Origin of the sequence: Roseovarius sp. THAF27 (genome assembly GCF_009363655.1) — a bacterium.
Classification (GTDB): Bacteria; Pseudomonadota; Alphaproteobacteria; order Rhodobacterales; family Rhodobacteraceae; genus Roseovarius.
On record NZ_CP045393.1, the window covers coordinates 4054368 to 4070490 of the forward strand.

The following is a 16123-nucleotide window of genomic DNA, read 5'->3' on the forward strand; positions in this document are numbered from 1 at the left end:
AACATCGCCCGGACGAAGATAGTTCCCGCCGGAATCGAAAATGCCGCCCGGCGGGATGCGGGGCGGCATTTTTTTGCCGAAAAAGTCGGGTAGGACCCTGAATATTCGGGGTTTCCGCGAAACCCCGTTCGTTTTCAGTAGCGGTAATGTTCCGGCTTGTACGGGCCTTCGGGCGAGACGCCGATATAATCGGCCTGCTCTTTCGCCAGCTGGGTCAGCTTCACGCCGATCCGGTCCAGGTGCAGGCGGGCGACCTTTTCATCCAGGTGCTTGGGCAGGATGTAGACCTTGTTCTCGTACTCGCCGCCGTTCTTCCACAGCTCGATCTGCGCCAGAACCTGGTTGGTAAAGCTGGCCGACATCACGAAGGACGGGTGGCCGGTCGCGTTGCCGAGGTTCAGCAGGCGTCCCTCGGACAGCAGGATGATGCGGTTGCCCGAGGGCATCTCGATCATGTCCACCTGTTCCTTGATGTTGGTCCACTTGTGGTTCTTCAGGCTGGCGACCTGGATCTCGTTGTCGAAGTGGCCGATATTGCCGACGATCGCCATGTCCTTCATCTCGCGCATGTGCTCGATGCGGATCACGTCCTTGTTGCCGGTGGTGGTGACGAAGATGTCGGCGGTGGAAACCACATCCTCCAGCGTCGTCACCTGGAAGCCGTCCATCGCGGCCTGCAACGCGCAAATGGGGTCGACCTCGGTCACGATCACCCGCGCGCCGGCACCTTTCAGCGAGGCGGCCGAGCCTTTGCCCACGTCGCCATAGCCCATGACCACGGCGACCTTGCCGGCCATCATCGTGTCGGTGGCGCGGCGGATGCCGTCGACAAGGCTTTCCTTGCAGCCGTACTTGTTGTCGAATTTCGACTTGGTGACGCTGTCATTCACGTTGATCGCAGGGAACGGCAGCTGCCCGTCGCGCACCAGTTGATAGAGGCGGTTGACGCCGGTGGTGGTTTCCTCGCTGACGCCCTTGATCTGGTCGCGGACCTTGGTGAACCAACCGGGGCTGGCCTCCATCCGCTTCTTGATCTGCGCCTTGATGACCTCTTCCTCTTCCGAGGTCGGCGTCGGGATCACATCCTCGCCCGCCTCGGCGCGTGCGCCCAACAGGACATAAAGCGTGGCATCGCCGCCATCGTCGAGGATCATGTTGGGGCCGTCCTCGAACATAAATGACTTGTCCAGGTAATCCCAGTGCTCTGCCAGCGTCTGGCCCTTGATCGCGAAGACCGGCGTGCCGCCCTCGGCAATTGCCGCCGCGGCGTGGTCCTGCGTGGAAAAGATGTTGCACGACGCCCAGCGCACATCGGCGCCCAGTTCCACCAGCGTCTCGATCAGAACGGCGGTCTGGATCGTCATGTGCAGGCTGCCGACGATGCGCGCGCCCTTCAGCGGTTTGTCTGCCCCGTATTCCTCGCGCAGGGCCATCAGGCCCGGCATCTCGGTTTCCGCGATGTCCAGTTCCTTGCGCCCGAAAGCGGCAAGGCTGATATCCTTGACCACGTAGTCTTTTGCCATCTCGACGATCCTTGCATTCCAATGTTGCAAGGCAGATAGCACCCGACCCGCACATGGGCAATCCACAGTCGCGCGGATCGCGCCCTGGGTTGACGCCAAATTGACGAAAACCCGAGCTAGCTTGCCGATCCGAGGACCGGCGCGCCGGGCTCTTTCTGGTGCCAGTCGGTGCCCGATGCCACGATACAGGTCATGCCGTCGGGCATTGTCATCATCACGGTGAACGTTCCGGTGTTCTGCGACGACCATATCTCGACCAGCGCCTGCGAGTCGTCGTCGGTCTGCAGTCCGGCGGCGGTGGGCTGTTCGTCGTAATGGGCGGCAAGCCGCTCTACCACCGTTTCGCGGTCCGCGCATTGCGCGGCGATGGCGGGGGCGCCGATGACGATTGCGCCCGATGCTGCCCAGACCGCTGTCAGTTGCCTGATCATCTCAAGCTCCTTTCACAGGTTTATCAAAGGCAGGCCGCAGCAGACCCGGCACGCCTCGTTTTTTGTCGCGGTCACGTCGATGCGGGGCGGTGCTCGATTGTTATTATTGCCTCAAAAGCCCGGCATCGTTGGCAGCAGTGACGCGATGCGGTCAACGTGCGGCGCAAATGTGGCATTTGTGTGGCAACGGCCCTGCCAGCGAGGCTTTGCAATTCGGTCGGGCCGGGCCTAAACCATGAAAAAACGCCCTTGTAACGGAGCCCGCCGTGCCACCTCCCCGTGCCTGGCAAAAGATGCTGTCCGGTCGCCGGCTCGACCTGCTGGACCCGACGCCCGTCGATATCGAGATCGAGGATATCGCCCATGGCCTTGCCTTCGTGGCGCGGTGGAACGGGCAGACCGACGGCGATTTCGCCTATTCGGTGGCCGAGCATTCCCTGCTCGTGGAGAGGCTCTATTCCCGCCTGATTCCGCGCCCCGAGCCGAAATGGCAGCTGGCCGCGCTCTTGCACGACGCGCCGGAATACGTGATCGGCGACATGATCTCTCCTGTGAAGAACGCGGTCGGCCCGGCCTATGACGAGCTCGACAAGCGGCTGGCGGCAGCGGTGCATCTGCGCTTTGGCCTGCCCGCCGCGATCCCGGCACCGGTCAAGAAGATGATCAAGAAGGCCGACAAGATCAGCGCCTGGATGGAGGCCACGACCATCGCCGGCTTTTCCGAGGCCGAAGCGACTCGTTTCTTCGGCACGCCCCCGGCAGACATCATCGACGGCCTGCGCATCGTGCTGCGCCCGCCGATGGAGGCCCGCGCCGACTATACCGCCCGCCACGCCGAGCTGATGCGTCTGACCGAATGATCCATGTCCGGCAGGCCACTCCGCTCGACGCCCGACAGATGGCCGAGCTGTTGAACGAGATCATCGCCAAGGGCGGCACCACCGCGCGAACCGACCCCATCACGCCGCAAGAGATGCAGGCGGAAATGCGGCTCTATCCCGGCCAAAACGCGTGGAGTCTGGCCGAGGACGACGCCGCGCTTGTGCTCGGGTTTCAACATATCGGCCCGCATCCCGACCTGCCGCCCGAGGCCGCCGACATCGCCACTTTCGTCCGTCTGGGCCAGACAGGACTTGGCATCGGCTCGAAACTCTTCGAGGCCACCAAACGGCGCGCCAGGCGCATCGGGTACGCATGGATCAACGCCACGATCCGCGCCGACAACGACAGCGGCCTGACCTATTACCAAAGCAAGGGGTTCGAGGAGTACAGGCGCCTGCCCGACACCGTGCTGGCCGACGGCACCACCGTCGACCGCGTTTGCAAACGGTACGACTTATCGCGGTGAGCGTTTCGCCAGGATGCGCTGCAAGGTCCGGCGGTGCATGTTCAGCCGCCGCGCGGTTTCGCTGACATTGCGGTCGCACAGCTCATAGACCCGCTGGATATGCTCCCACCGCACGCGGTCGGCGCTCATCGGGTTGTCGGGCGGCGGCGGCATCTCGTCATCCTTGGCCAGAAGCGCGTTGGTGATGTCGGTCGCGTCAGCGGGTTTCGACAGGTAATCCGTCGCGCCGATCTTCACCGCCGCAACGGCGGTGGCAATCGCGCCATAGCCCGTCAGCACCACGACCCGGCTGTCGGGCCGCTTTTCGCGGATGGTTTCGACCACGTCCAGGCCATTGCCGTCCTCCAGCCGCAGATCGCACACCGCATAGGCCGGCGGCCGCGCCGTGGCGATGGCTTGTCCTGCCGCCACCGAGCCGGCCATTTCCACCTCGAACCCCCGCTTTTCCATCGCCTTTGCAAGGCGCCGCAGAAAGGGTTCGTCGTCATCGACAAGAAGCAACGTCCTGTCGGCTCCGATCTCGGTCTGTCCGGCTGTCATGCAAGTCTCCTCCCGCTCGCGCCTTAAGGTGTAGCGCCACCCCCATGATGCGTCAAACTATCGCAGGGTCAACTGGCATCTAAGTAGCACTGGACACGGTCGGCCATCTGCTCGGCGGTGTCATCCCGCCGGAAAAACTCGACAAAACCGTGCTCGGGCAGGGTGAGATAGGTGAAGGTCGAGTGATCCACGAGGTAATAGTCGGGATCGTCGCTGTCCTGCTTGGCCGAGAAGGCGCGATAGGCGGTGGTCGCCGCCTTCACCTGTTCCTCGCTGCCCGTCAGGCCCAGAAGGTCGGGGTGGAAGGCATCGGTGAACTCGCGCATCACCTCGGCCGTGTCGCGCTCGGGGTCGACGGTGATGAAGACCGGCTTCACGTCCTTGCCGCGTTCTTCCAGGATATCGACGGCGGCCACGTTGCGCGCATTGTCGATGGGGCAGACATCGGGGCAGAAGGTATAGCCGAAGTAGATCAGCGACGGCTTGTCGATCACGTCCTCTTCGGTCACCGTCTCGCCGGTTTCGCTGACCAGGCTGAACGGCCCGCCGATGGCACCGGCGCCGCCGGCCACCGCCCCGCCCCGGCATTGCGCGAATTGATCGTCCCCGTTTCCGCCGCGCTGGGTGACGAAATAGGTCACACCCAGCAGCACGATCACGGCCACACCTGCCAGAATTGCGTAAACTCGTGTCATGACGCCTGCCCTCACGCTAGGAATATCCACTTGCCTGTGGCACATCTAAAGTCACCCTTCGCCGAAGGAAAGAGAGACAAGATCACGCATGGCACACACCCACGCGCCGCCACAGGATTTCGGCTCGGGCCGACAGTCGATCCCCCTGCGCACGCTGATCATGCTGCGCTGGTGGGCGGTGACCGGCCAGCTGTCGGCACTTCTGGTGGCGCAATACGTGCTTGGGCTCAGCCTCGCCTTCGGCATGTGCTATTTCTTCGTCGGCCTGTCGATCATCTCGAATGTCACGGCGTATTTCATCTTTCCGGAAAACAAGCGCCTCAGCCAGCGCCAGACGCTGCTGGTTGTCCTGTTCGACATGCTGCAGCTCGGCGTGCTGCTGTACCTGACAGGAGGTCTGAACAACCCGTTCTCGATCCTGATCGTGGGCCCGGTGACGGTGTCGGCCTCGGCGCTGACCGCAGGATCGACGATCTTTCTTGGCGGCATGGCGATCCTGATCACATCGGCGCTGACGCGGTTCTTCATGCCGCTGACCACGCAGACCGGCGAACGGCTGTTCATCCCCGATCTTTTCCTGTTCGGAAACTGGGTCGCGATCCTGATCGCGGTGGTGTTCCTCGGGGTCTATTCCCGCCGGATTGTCTCGGAAATGTACGCCATGTCGGAGGCGTTGCAGGCCACGCAGATGGCGCTGGCCCGCGAACAGAAACTGACGGACCTGGGCGGCGTGGTGGCCGCCGCGGCGCACGAGCTGGGCACGCCCCTGGCGACGATCAAGCTGACCAGCGCGGAACTGGCAGAGGAGCTGGACGACCACCCGGAGCTGCGCGACGATGCCCTGCTGATCCGCGAACAGGCCGACCGCTGCCGCGATATCCTGCGGTCCATGGGGCGGGCGGGCAAGGACGACCTGCACCTGCGCCGCGCGCCCCTGTCGGCCCTGCTGGAAGAAGCCGCCGAGCCGCATCTCAACCGTGGCAAGGACATCCGGTTCGAGATCGTCGCCGACATCGCCCACGAGGGCGCGCAACCCACCGTTCTGCGCCGCCCCGAGGTCATCCACGGGCTGCGCAACCTTATCCAGAACGCGGTCGATTTCAGCCGGAACAGGGTCTGGATCGACAGCGAATGGACCGACCGGACCATCACCGTCCGGATCATGGATGACGGGCGCGGCTATCCGCAGCACTTCCTGGGCCGGATCGGCGAGCCGTTCATCCGCCGCCGCGCACCGCGTCCCGATCCCCAGCGTCCCGAATACGAAGGCATGGGTCTGGGCCTTTTCATTGCCAAGACCCTGCTGGAACGGTCCGGCGCCGACCTGACCTTTGCCAACGGCAGCGACGACCTGCGCAAGAAGGAAACATATGCCGAGCGCACCGGCGCGTTCGTCGAGGTCTCCTGGCCGCGAAGCAGCCTCGAAACCGACGACCAGCGCGGGCGGCAATCTCTGGGGGACAACCAGCTGATCCAGGGCTGACATCGCGCCCGTTAACGACCCGTTAACCTTGAAAGGGCAAGCTAGCCGCGTCTTTGGACCAGGACGCCTTGCATGGATGGCTTTTCGCCTCTCTTTCTCGCCGCCACGCTCATGGCCTCGGCCGCCGTTTCGCTGCTCGTGCTGTGGGCGCTTGGCCGATCCTGGTCGTCCTATACCCCGGTTCGCGAAACACGACATCCGGCTCCGGGCACCGCGCGACCTTCGTGTTCCAGGACGACATCCTCGTCGACCAGGATACCCCGGCCGAAACGATGCCGGGCGTTGCCTCCGGCGATATCGGCACTTGGCCCAGCCTGCGCAGTTGGCTGGGCTGCCGTTTCGGGCCGCTGCCCCGATCGCTCGAGGATCTCGACGATGGCGAATTGCGCGATCTGCCCGCGACCGATGCCGATGACATGGCAACGCTGTCGTTGTCGCGCCTCAACGATGGCGGCCGGGTCCAGGTGACGGATCCGGCGCGGGCCGGGCCCCTGGACCGGCACCGCACCCGGCGGCTCGGCGCCACAATCACGCGCTACCAGACGGTGTTCGACAAGGCCCCCTGCGCCGTGCGCATCCTTGATCCCGCCGGCCGGATGCTCTGGCAGAACGCGGTCTTCGCCGGCTACGATCCCGCGCAGGCGCAGCTTTTGATCGACACGGCAACCGCAAGGGACACAGCCACGCGCCTGCGGATGCCCGGCCCGGCCACGGCCGAAGACAGGGTCTGCGAGGTGGTCCATATCCGCGCCGGCGACGTTCGGGCCGTGTTCGCAACCGACGTCACGCAGGTCGCCAATGCCGAGGCGCTGCGCCGCGAGTTCATCCAGACCCTGACCAAGATCTTCGCCAACCTCACCACCGGGCTTGCGGTGTTCGACCGGCACCGCAACCTGGCGCTGTTCAATCCCGCGCTCCTGGACCTGACCGGACTGCCCGCGCCGATCCTGTCGTCGCAGCCCTCGCTGATCCAGTTCTTCGACAGCCTGCGCGACAACCGCGTTCTGCCGGAACCGAAGAATTACGCCTCCTGGCGCAACCAGATCGAGACCATGATCAGCAGCGCCGCCGGCGGGCTCTATCTCGAGGACTGGAACCTGCCGAACGGCATGACCTACCGCGTCACCGGGCGCCCGCACCCGGACGGGGCCATCGCGTTCTTGTTCGAGGATATCACCGACAACGTCTCGCTCGCCCGCCACTTCCGCAGCCAGATTTCCCTGTGCGAGGCCGTCCTCGATGCCAGCGACGAGGCCAAGATCGTCTTCGGGCCAGACAATATCGTGTCATTGTGCAACCGGCCCTGCCGACAGCTGCTGGGCATTGATCCCGATGCCTCCTTCGCCGACATGACCCTGCGCGAGGTGGTGACCGTCTGCCGCGACTCCCTGTCGCGCGACGGGGTCTGGGACCGGGTGGAGCAGGCGGTTCTGAACCGCGCCGCGCTGGAAGAGACGCTGCCGCAACCGGACGGCAGCACGCTGATATGCCGGGTCGGCCATCTGCCGGGAAATTCTGCGATCATCACGCTTCTGGCACAGCACGGCACGTCGCGATCACACGCGAAAGCACAAGCCTGACGCCGCCTTTGTGTTGCAGGTGGCACGCTGCGGTGTAGTGTCGGGCCATGCCCGCGCGAACGCTGCAAATCACCCTGGCCGATCCCGAGGCCACCGCCACGCTCGCCCGACGGGTCGGTGCGGTCTTGCGTGTCGGCGACGTGCTGCTGCTCACCGGGCCGGTCGGGGCCGGAAAGACACATTTTGCGCGCAACCTGATCCAGTCGCTGCTGCCCGCCCCCGAGGATGTGCCCTCGCCCACCTTCACCCTGGTCCAGACCTACGAGACCCCCGGTTTCGATGTCTGGCACACCGATCTCTACCGTCTCACCAACCCCGACGAGGTGATCGAGCTGGGCCTGCTCGAGGCTTTCGAAACCTCGGTGGCGCTGGTGGAATGGCCCGACCGCCTTGGCGATCTGGCCCCGGCCAATGCCCTGTCGCTCACCTTCATGCCGCAGGCCGATCCCGACCGGCGCGTGCTTGACTTCGCATGGTCCGATCCGCGATGGGGTGACAGGGTAGGGGAGCTGTCGAATGACTGATCGCAACGCGCAGATCGAGGCCTTTGTCGAAAACGCCGGCTGGGGCGACGCGGTGGTGTCTCACCTTGCCGGGGACGCCTCGAACCGGCGCTACCTGCGCCTGATCCGGCCCTCCAACGCCCAGCGCGCCGTGCTGATGGACGCGCCGCCGGACAAGGGCGAGGATGTCCGCCCGTTCGTGAGAATCGCCACCTATCTGACGTCCGTCGGCCTCAGTGCACCGCGCATCCTTCACCGCGACGACGAAGCGGGGTTCCTTCTGCTCGAAGACCTCGGAGATGCGCTTTTCGCCAGCATCGTCCCGCGCAACCCGGATCTCGAGGACAGGCTCTATTCCACCGCAATCGACGTCCTGGTGCATCTTCATGCCCAGCCGGCGCCCGACGGGCTGGTCCCCTATGATCCGGCCACCGCCACCGCGCTTTCGGCGCTGGTGTTCGACTGGTACGTGCCCGGCGCGACGGACACGACCGATAGCACGGAACGGCCCGGATTCGAGGCCTGTTTGCAGGACCTTCTGGCCGAACATGCCGCCGACTGCGATGTCCTCATCCAGCGCGACTATCACGCGCAGAATCTTCTGTGGCTGCCCGATCGCAAGGGGGTTGCCCGTGTCGGGCTGCTGGATTTCCAGGACGCGATGCTGGGCCACCGGGCCTATGACCTCGTCTCGCTGTTGCAGGACGCCCGCCGGGATGTACCGGCGGACCTCGAAATTCACATGCGAGACCGATACGCCCTCCAGACCGCACAGGATCCGCAGGCCTTCGCCACCGCCTATGCGGCGCTCGGCGCCCAGCGCAACCTGAGGATTCTCGGCGTCTTCGCGCGGCTCTGCATCCGCGACGGCAAGGCGCATTACGTCGACCTGATCCCCCGCGTCTGGGGCCTGCTGCAACGCGATCTCGCGCATCCGGCCCTCGCCCCGCTCAAGGCGCTGCTGGACCGCGCGCTGCCCCCGCCCGACGCCGCCCTCATGGAAAAGCTGAAATCGAAATGCGCGACACCCCAGATGCAGTGATGCTCTTTGCCGCCGGGTTCGGCACGCGGATGGGCCGGTTGACAGCGACCCGGCCCAAGCCGCTGATCGAGGTGGCGGGCAAGCTGCTGATCGACCACGCGCTCGACCTCGTCACGGCGCAGGGGCCACGGCGCGTCGTGGTCAACACGCATTACCTGTCTGCCCAGGTTGCCGCGCACCTGGCCGGGCGCGACATCACGATATCCGAGGAACAGCCCGATATCCTGGAAACCGGCGGCGGCCTGCGCAAGGCCCTGCCGATCCTGGGCGACGGCCCGGTGTTCACCATGAACACGGACGCCGTCTGGTCCGGCCCCAACCCGCTGGAACAGCTTGCAGCGGCGTGGGATCCCGGCCAGATGGACGCGCTCCTGCTCTGCGTGCCGCCGGAAAATGCCATCGGCCATGCCGGCGCGGGCGATTTCGTCATCGGCCCCGATGGCCGCGCCGCCCGGGGTGCCGGGGCCATCTATTCCGGCGTTCAGATCCTGAAAACCGACGGGCTTGCCGACATCCCGGATCGCGCCTTTTCGCTCAACATCCTGTGGAACCGCATGCTCGACGAAGGCCGGCTGCACGCCGTGAGCTATGCGGGCCGGTGGTGCGACGTGGGCACGCCCGAGGGGATAGCCCTCGCCGAAGCCATGCTGCGAGGCACCGATGTTTGAGCCGCAGGACACGCCGCGCGTCTTCGGCGTCCCGCTCGGCGCCGATTTTCCCAGGGCGCTGGTCGATGGGCTGTGCCACGCCTATGCCGCCCAACCGCCCGAGGCGCTGGCCCGCGTCCATCTCATCGTCAACACCCGCCGCATGGGCCGCCGCATCCGCGCGCTGTTCGACGCGGGGCCGGCGCGCCTGCTGCCCCGGATCAGCCTGGTCACCGATTTCGGCGAAACGCTGGGCCTGGCCCATATCCCCGACCCCATTCCGCCCCTTCGTCGGCGGCTGGAACTGACCAAGGTCGTTGCGGCGCTGCTTGACCAGGAGCCTGATCTTGCGCCCCGCGCCGCGCTTTACGACCTGTCCGACAGCCTGGCCAAGCTGATGGACGAAATGCATGGCGAGGGGGTTACGCCGGACCACATCACGCGCATCGACACCGGCGACCAGTCGGGCCATTGGGAGCGCATCAAGACCTTCCTGGGCATAATCAGTCCCTATTTCGAAACCGACGAAGATGCGCCCGACGTGGAAACGCGCCAAAGGCGGGTGATCGAAACCTATGCCCGGATGTGGCAGTCACAACCGCCCGACCACCCCATCATCCTTGCCGGCTCGACCGGCTCGCGCGGGGCCACGCGCCTGTTGATGAAGACGGTCGCGACATTGCCGCAGGGCGCTGTGGTTCTTCCCGGCTTCGACGCCGATCAGCCAGAGCACGTCTGGACCCGGTTGCAGGACACACCCGACCGCAGCGAAGACCATCCGCAATACCGCTTTGCCCAGCTTCTGGCGGACCTGGACAGCCCCCCATCCATCATCCGGCACTGGCCGGGATCAGAGCCTGTCTCGCCCCAACGCAACCGTCTGGTCTCTCTCGCGCTGCGCCCCGCGCCGGTGACGGACGAGTGGCTGTCGCACGGCCCCGCGCTTGCCGCCGACATCGGCCCGGCCACCGACGGCATGACCCTGCTGGAGGCGCCCTCGGCTCGGATCGAGGCGCTTTGCATCGCGATGCGCCTGCGCGAGGCGGTCGAAGACGGCCAGACCGCCGCCCTGATCACACCCGACCGGACGCTCACGCGCCGCGTCGCCTCGGCGCTCGATCGCTGGGGCATTACGCCCGACGACAGCGCGGGCATGCCGCTGCACCATTCCGCGCCCGGCCGCTTTCTGCGCCACGTGGCCGAATGCCTGAACGCGCCGCTCGACGCCGCGCAACTGCTGACGCTTCTGAAACATCCGCTGACACACGGCGCGGGACAGCGCGGCCCGCATCTGCGCCTCACGCGAGAGCTGGAGCTTTACCTGCGCCGCAATGGCCCGCCCGTTCCGACCCTGCAAACGCTCGACGCCTGGGCCGACAAGATCGACGACCCCTATCTCGCCACCTGGCTGGTCTGGCTGCGCGCCAACTTCTTCGATAATGCCATGCCCGAAAGCCTCCCCTTAGGGGCGCGTGTCGAGGCGCATATGACCCTCGCCGAGGCCATCTCGCGCGGGCCGGAGCCGGACGCGCCGCTGCGCCTCTGGGACGAGGATGCCGGGCGCGAAGCGTGGAAATGCGTCTCTGAGCTGGCCGAAAACGCCGAGTACGGGCAGGCGATGCGCGCCATCGACTATATCAACCTGTTTCACGCGGTGCTGTCGCGCGGCACCGTGCGGCAGCAGCTGGAAACCGACCCCCGCGTGCTGATCTGGGGCACGCTCGAGGCGCGCGTGCAGGGCGCCGATCTTCTGATCCTCGCCGGGCTGAACGAAGGCACCTGGCCCGAGACGCCGCCGCGCGATCCCTGGCTGAACCGCGCCATGCGGCACGAGGCCGGGCTCCTTCTGCCCGAGCGGCGCATCGGCCTGGCGGCGCATGATTTCCAGCAGGCCGTGACCGCCACAAAGGAGGTGTGGATCACCCGCGCCATCCGGTCCGACGACGCGCAGACGGTGCCCTCGCGTTGGCTCAATCGTCTGACCAACCTTCTGAAGGGCCTGCCGGCCGAAGGTGGCCAGGCCGCGCTGGAGGGCATGAAGACCCGTGGCCTGACCGCCATCGCGCGCGCCGAGGCGTTCGAAGCCGTCGATCCCGCCCCGTCGGCCCCCCGTCCCGCGCCGATCCCGCCGGTCGGGACGCGCCCCAGGGAGCTGTCCGTCACCCGGATCGAAAAGCTGATCCGGGATCCCTACGCGATCTATGCCGACAAGATCCTGCGCCTGCGCCCGCTCGACCCGCTGATGCGCGCGCCCGATGCCCGCCTGCGCGGCGAGGTTCTGCATGACGTGCTGGAGCATGTCATCAAGGCCACGATGGATGATCCCGAGAGGCTGACACCCGCCTTTTTGACCGATCAGACAGTCTCTGTTCTGGCGGAAACCGTGCCCTGGGGCGAGGCGCGTGCGCTCTGGCTTGCGCGCATGGCCCGCATCGCCGCGTGGTTCGTCGACACCGAGACGCAGCGCCGCAACCTGGCCCGGCCCACCGCGTTCGAGCAACAGGCCTCGGCGCGGCTCGACCCGCTGGATTTCACGCTGACCGCCAAGGCCGACCGGATCGACATGGACGCGGGCGGTCGCCTGCATATCTACGATTACAAGACCGGCGCGCCGCCCTCCGCCAAGTCGCAAAAGGCGTTCGAAAAGCAGCTTCTGCTGGAGGCCGCCCTGGCCGAACGCGCCGGGTTCGGCGAGCTGGCGCCCGGCCCGGTGGAACGCGCCGTATTCATCGGGCTGACCGGCGACCCCAAGGAAGTGCCGGCGCCCCTCGAAGACGCCCCGCCCGATCGGGTCTGGGCGGAGTTGAAGGACCTCATCAGCCGCTACATGGATGCGAACCAGGGCTACCTTTCGCGCCGCGCGATGAAGACACGGGACATGCAGGGCGACTATGACCAGCTTGCCCGCTTCGGCGAGTGGGACATCACCGACACGGCGAACCCCGAAAAGGTGGGCAGATGGTAGACGACGCCACCCAGCGCCAGATCGACGCCGCGCGGCCCGGGCGCTCGACATGGCTGTCGGCCAATGCCGGATCGGGCAAGACCAAGGTGCTGACTGACCGGGTCGCGCGGCTGCTTTTGGCTGGAACAGACCCGCAAAATATCCTGTGCCTGACCTACACCAAGGCCGCCGCATCCGAGATGCAGAACCGCCTGTTCGACCGGCTGGGCGAGTGGGCGATGCTGCCCGACGCCAGGCTGGAAGCGCAGTTGACGGGCCTAGGCATCGACGGCGCGATCACGCCCGAGCGCCTGCGCGAGGCGCGCCGCCTGTTCGCAGTCGCCATCGAGACGCCCGGCGGGCTCAAGATCCAGACCATCCACTCGTTCTGTTCGGCCCTCTTGCGCCGTTTTCCGCTCGAGGCCGGCGTCAGCCCGCAATTTACCGAGATGGAGGACCGCGCCGCCGCCCTGCTGCGGGCCGAGGTGGTCGAGACAATCGCCAACGGGCCCGACGCGCAGCTGCTCTACGATGTGGCCGAACAATATACCGGCGAGGATTTCGAGAGCCTGACCCGGGAAATCGTCGGCAAGCGGGACCTCCTGTCACGGCCTGTCGACGATGCACGGCTTTCCGCCCTGTTCGGGCTGAAACCGGATGACACCGCGCAGACGCTCGTCGCGTCCGTCTTTCCGGGTGGCGAGGCCGACCTGATGGCCACCCTGCTCCCCTTGCTGACCGCGGGCAGCAAGACGGAGGCCACCGCAGCGGTCAAGCTGACCATGGCCGACATCCCGTCGCTCCAGGCGCTGCCGATCCTCGAGGATGTCTTCCTCACCGGCAGCAGTGCAAAATCGCCGTTTTCCGCCAAGATAGGCTCTTTCCCGACCAAGGCCCTGCGCGAAAGCAACCCCGGTCTGACAGAGAAACTCAACGCCTTCATGGCCCGCGTCGAGGCAGCGCGCGAGACCCGCCTCGCCCTCGACGCCCGGGCCATGACGCGTGTCCTGCATCGCTTCGCCGCCGTTTTCCTGCCCGCCTATGCCGCCGCCAAGGAAGCGCGCGGGATGCTGGATTTCGACGACCTCATCCTGCGCAGCCGCGACCTGCTGGACGATCCCAAGGTCGCCGACTGGGTGCTGTTCAAGCTCGACGGCGGCATCGACCACATCCTCGTCGACGAGGCGCAGGACACCAGCCCGGTCCAATGGACCCTGATCGAGCGGCTGTCGCAGGAATTCACCAGCGGCACCGGCGCCCGCGCCGATCGGGAGCGGACGATCTTCGTCGTCGGCGACAAGAAGCAGTCGATCTATTCCTTCCAGGGCGCCGATCCCGAAGGGTTCGACCGCATGAAGGAGGATTTCCGCGCCAAGCTGGACGTCACCGACGCGCCCTTGCAGGACATGGAGATGGAGTTTTCCTTCCGCTCGGCGCAGACCATTCTGTCGCTGGTGGATGAAACCTTTAGCGGGCTGGAGGCCAGCGGTTTTACCCAGCGCGAACCGCACAAGGCGTTCCACGCCGGCATGCCGGGCCGCGTCGATCTGTGGCCGCCGGTCGAAAAGGAAGAGGCCGAAGACCCGCCCGAGTGGTACGACCCCGTCGACATCATGACGCCCGGCGATCCGGCAACGCGGCTGGCCGCGCAAACGGCCCGGAACGTAAAGGCGATGCTGGGCACGCCCCTGCCGTCGAAGGACGGTACATCGGCGCGCGCGATCACCGAGGGCGACATCCTCATCCTCGTGCAGCGCCGCTCCGACCTCTTTCACGAGATCATCCGCGCCTGCAAATCCCAGGGCCTGAACGTCGCCGGGGCCGACCGCCTGCGCGTCGGCGCGGAACTCGCCGTGCGGGACATCGCCGCCCTCCTGTCCTTCCTCGCCACGCCCGAGGACAGCCTGTCGCTCGCCACCGCCCTGCGGTCGCCGCTTTTCGGCTGGAGCGAGGGACAGATCTTCGATCTCGCGCATTACCGCCAGCAACGCTATCTCTGGCAGGCGCTGCGCGACCGCGCGGCGGAGTTTCCCGAAACCTTCGCCATTCTCGACGATCTGCGCGACGCCTCCGACTACCTGCGCCCCTATGACATGATCGAGCGTATTCTCACGCGCCACGACGGGCGCGCGCGGCTGCTGGCGCGGCTGGGGTCCGAGGCGGAAGACGGCATCGACGCGCTCTTGTCCCAGGCCATGGCCTACGAGCAGAACGCGGTCGACAGCCTGACGGGCTTTCTGGTCTGGATGGAAACCGACGATTTGGAGATCAAGCGCCAGCTGGACGGCGCGGGCGACCGGATCCGCGTGATGACCGCCCACGCCGCCAAGGGGCTCGAGTCGCCCATCGTCATCCTGCCCGACAGCGCCAAGCGCGACCTGCGGGTCGAGGCCAGGCTGATCGCGGCGGGCGACACCGCTCTGTGGCGGCCCCGCAAGGACGATCTGCCCACGGCACTTCAGCCCCTGGACGCGGCCGAGCGGGACGCGCAATGGGCCGAGCGTGACCGGCTGCTTTACGTCGCCATGACCCGGGCCGAGCAATGGCTGATCGTGGCCGCCGCGGGCGATCTCGATCGCGAAGGTCGCGACTGGTACAGCAAGGTGCGCGGCGGAATGCTGCGGTCGAACGCTGTCGAGCATGTCTTCGACGCGGGGCAGGGGCTGCGCCTGCAGGGCGGAAACTGGGCCGGGCTAGAGCCTGAATCCGCCCAAAAGGCCGAGGCCGAAACCGTCACGCTTCCCGCCTTTTTCGCCGACCCCGCCAGGCCCGCGCCGGCCGCGCCCGAAACCCTTGCCCCCTCCACCGACCTTGGCGGCGACAAGGCGCTGCCGGGCGAGGCGGGGCTGGACGAAGACGCCGCCAAGCGCCGCGGCCGCCAGGTGCACCGCCTGCTGGAAGTTCTGCCGCAACTGGCCCCGGACGACTGGGCCGACAGGGCCGCCTCCGTCCTGGCCCACGGTCCCGACGCCGCGCAGGGGCAGGATCTGACCCTCTTGCTGGCCGAGGCACAAGCCGTGCTGACGCAAGATAACCTGCACATGCTCTTTACCCCCGAGGCACTGGCCGAGGTCCCGGTTTCCGCCCATATCGACTCGCTGGGTGGCTGGCGGATTCACGGCACGATCGACCGCCTGATCGTGACGCCTGAGAAAATCCTTGCCGTCGATTTCAAGACCAACGCCGTCGTCCCCGCCACGCCGGCCGATGTGCCCTCTGGCCTCTTGCGGCAGATGGGCGCCTATGCCCATGCCCTGCAACAGATTTATCCCGACCGCGCCATCGAGACCGCGCTGCTCTGGACCCGCACCGCCACGCTCATGCCCCTGCCACACGATCTTGTGACACAGGCGCTGGCCGACACCCATATAGCTTGACGCTCCCTAC

General features: G+C 66.3%; 13 protein-coding genes. 9 read left to right on the forward strand and 4 right to left on the reverse strand.

Annotated features, from left to right (window positions below; genetic code table 11):
* Positions 1-134: 134 nt before the first annotated feature.
* Both ahcY and FIU89_RS20095 read right to left on the reverse strand, forming a co-directional pair.
* The gene (ahcY, locus tag FIU89_RS20090) at positions 135-1523 is read right to left on the reverse strand and encodes an adenosylhomocysteinase (protein ID WP_152494224.1); all 1389 of its coding nucleotides are present in this window, start codon (positions 1521-1523) and stop codon (positions 135-137) included.
* Between the two features lie 116 nt (positions 1524-1639).
* Entirely contained in the window at positions 1640-1954 is a 315-nt protein-coding gene (locus FIU89_RS20095; RefSeq protein ID WP_152494225.1) for a hypothetical protein, read from the reverse strand.
* Between the two features lie 266 nt (positions 1955-2220).
* Here FIU89_RS20095 and FIU89_RS20100 point away from each other — a divergent pair, with 266 nt between their 5' ends.
* Entirely contained in the window at positions 2221-2814 is a 594-nt protein-coding gene (locus FIU89_RS20100) for an HD family hydrolase (protein ID WP_254701750.1), read from the forward strand.
* Positions 2811-3302, forward strand: coding sequence for a GNAT family N-acetyltransferase (locus FIU89_RS20105; RefSeq protein ID WP_152494226.1), 492 nt, complete (start codon positions 2811-2813; stop codon positions 3300-3302). Before FIU89_RS20100 ends, FIU89_RS20105 begins: the two co-directional genes overlap by 4 nt.
* On the opposite strand, the gene FIU89_RS20110 is transcribed toward FIU89_RS20105, so the two are convergent.
* Both FIU89_RS20110 and FIU89_RS20115 read right to left on the reverse strand, forming a co-directional pair.
* Positions 3291-3842 (reverse strand): ActR/PrrA/RegA family redox response regulator transcription factor, encoded by a 552-nt coding sequence (locus FIU89_RS20110; protein ID WP_152494227.1) that lies wholly within the window; start codon positions 3840-3842, stop codon positions 3291-3293. The two genes, FIU89_RS20105 and FIU89_RS20110, sit on opposite strands and share 12 nt — an antisense overlap.
* A 68-nt stretch (positions 3843-3910) precedes the next feature.
* The gene (locus tag FIU89_RS20115) at positions 3911-4537 is read right to left on the reverse strand and encodes an SCO family protein (RefSeq protein ID WP_152494228.1); all 627 of its coding nucleotides are present in this window, start codon (positions 4535-4537) and stop codon (positions 3911-3913) included.
* 88 nt (positions 4538-4625) lie between these two features.
* On the opposite strand from FIU89_RS20115, the gene regB reads away from it, so the two are divergent.
* The 7 genes from regB to addA all read left to right on the forward strand — a co-directional run bounded on the left by regB (position 4626) and on the right by addA (position 16113).
* Positions 4626-6020 (forward strand): sensor histidine kinase RegB, encoded by a 1395-nt coding sequence (gene regB, locus FIU89_RS20120; RefSeq protein ID WP_152494229.1) that lies wholly within the window; start codon positions 4626-4628, stop codon positions 6018-6020.
* A gap of 224 nt (positions 6021-6244) precedes the next feature.
* Positions 6245-7600 carry a PAS-domain containing protein gene (locus FIU89_RS20125; protein WP_152494230.1) on the forward strand — a complete coding sequence of 452 codons (1356 nt, stop codon included), beginning with the start codon at positions 6245-6247 and terminating at the stop codon, positions 7598-7600.
* Between the two features lie 47 nt (positions 7601-7647).
* Complete coding sequence (tsaE, locus tag FIU89_RS20130) at positions 7648-8124, forward strand: tRNA (adenosine(37)-N6)-threonylcarbamoyltransferase complex ATPase subunit type 1 TsaE (RefSeq protein ID WP_152494231.1); 477 nt, start codon at positions 7648-7650, stop codon at positions 8122-8124.
* Positions 8117-9145: an aminoglycoside phosphotransferase family protein gene (locus FIU89_RS20135; protein WP_152494232.1), complete on the forward strand. Its 1029-nt coding sequence runs from the start codon at positions 8117-8119 to the stop codon at positions 9143-9145. Before tsaE ends, FIU89_RS20135 begins: the two co-directional genes overlap by 8 nt.
* A complete protein-coding gene (locus tag FIU89_RS20140; RefSeq protein ID WP_152494233.1) occupies positions 9121-9813 on the forward strand; it encodes a nucleotidyltransferase family protein in 693 nt (230 codons plus the stop codon). Before FIU89_RS20135 ends, FIU89_RS20140 begins: the two co-directional genes overlap by 25 nt.
* Positions 9806-12757: a double-strand break repair protein AddB gene (gene addB, locus FIU89_RS20145; RefSeq protein ID WP_152494234.1), complete on the forward strand. Its 2952-nt coding sequence runs from the start codon at positions 9806-9808 to the stop codon at positions 12755-12757. The genes FIU89_RS20140 and addB overlap by 8 nt, the downstream gene beginning before the upstream one ends.
* Entirely contained in the window at positions 12751-16113 is a 3363-nt protein-coding gene (gene addA, locus FIU89_RS20150) for a double-strand break repair helicase AddA (protein ID WP_152494235.1), read from the forward strand. The genes addB and addA overlap by 7 nt, the downstream gene beginning before the upstream one ends.
* Positions 16114-16123: the final 10 nt, after the last annotated feature.

What these genes read in the sequence shown, in the direction of transcription:
- FIU89_RS20135 (WP_152494232.1), top strand. Translation starts at nt 8,117, where the DNA reads ATGACTGATCGCAACGCGCAGATCGAGGCCTTTGTCGAAAACGCCGGC.
- addA (WP_152494235.1), top strand. Translation starts at nt 12,751, where the DNA reads ATGGTAGACGACGCCACCCAGCGCCAGATCGACGCCGCGCGGCCCGGG.
- addB (WP_152494234.1), top strand. Translation starts at nt 9,806, where the DNA reads ATGTTTGAGCCGCAGGACACGCCGCGCGTCTTCGGCGTCCCGCTCGGC.
- FIU89_RS20095 (WP_152494225.1), bottom strand. Translation starts at nt 1,954, where the DNA reads ATGATCAGGCAACTGACAGCGGTCTGGGCAGCATCGGGCGCAATCGTC.
- FIU89_RS20140 (WP_152494233.1), top strand. Translation starts at nt 9,121, where the DNA reads ATGCGCGACACCCCAGATGCAGTGATGCTCTTTGCCGCCGGGTTCGGC.
- FIU89_RS20105 (WP_152494226.1), top strand. Translation starts at nt 2,811, where the DNA reads ATGATCCATGTCCGGCAGGCCACTCCGCTCGACGCCCGACAGATGGCC.
- tsaE (WP_152494231.1), top strand. Translation starts at nt 7,648, where the DNA reads ATGCCCGCGCGAACGCTGCAAATCACCCTGGCCGATCCCGAGGCCACC.
- FIU89_RS20115 (WP_152494228.1), bottom strand. Translation starts at nt 4,537, where the DNA reads ATGACACGAGTTTACGCAATTCTGGCAGGTGTGGCCGTGATCGTGCTG.
- FIU89_RS20110 (WP_152494227.1), bottom strand. Translation starts at nt 3,842, where the DNA reads ATGACAGCCGGACAGACCGAGATCGGAGCCGACAGGACGTTGCTTCTT.
- regB (WP_152494229.1), top strand. Translation starts at nt 4,626, where the DNA reads ATGGCACACACCCACGCGCCGCCACAGGATTTCGGCTCGGGCCGACAG.
- ahcY (WP_152494224.1), bottom strand. Translation starts at nt 1,523, where the DNA reads ATGGCAAAAGACTACGTGGTCAAGGATATCAGCCTTGCCGCTTTCGGG.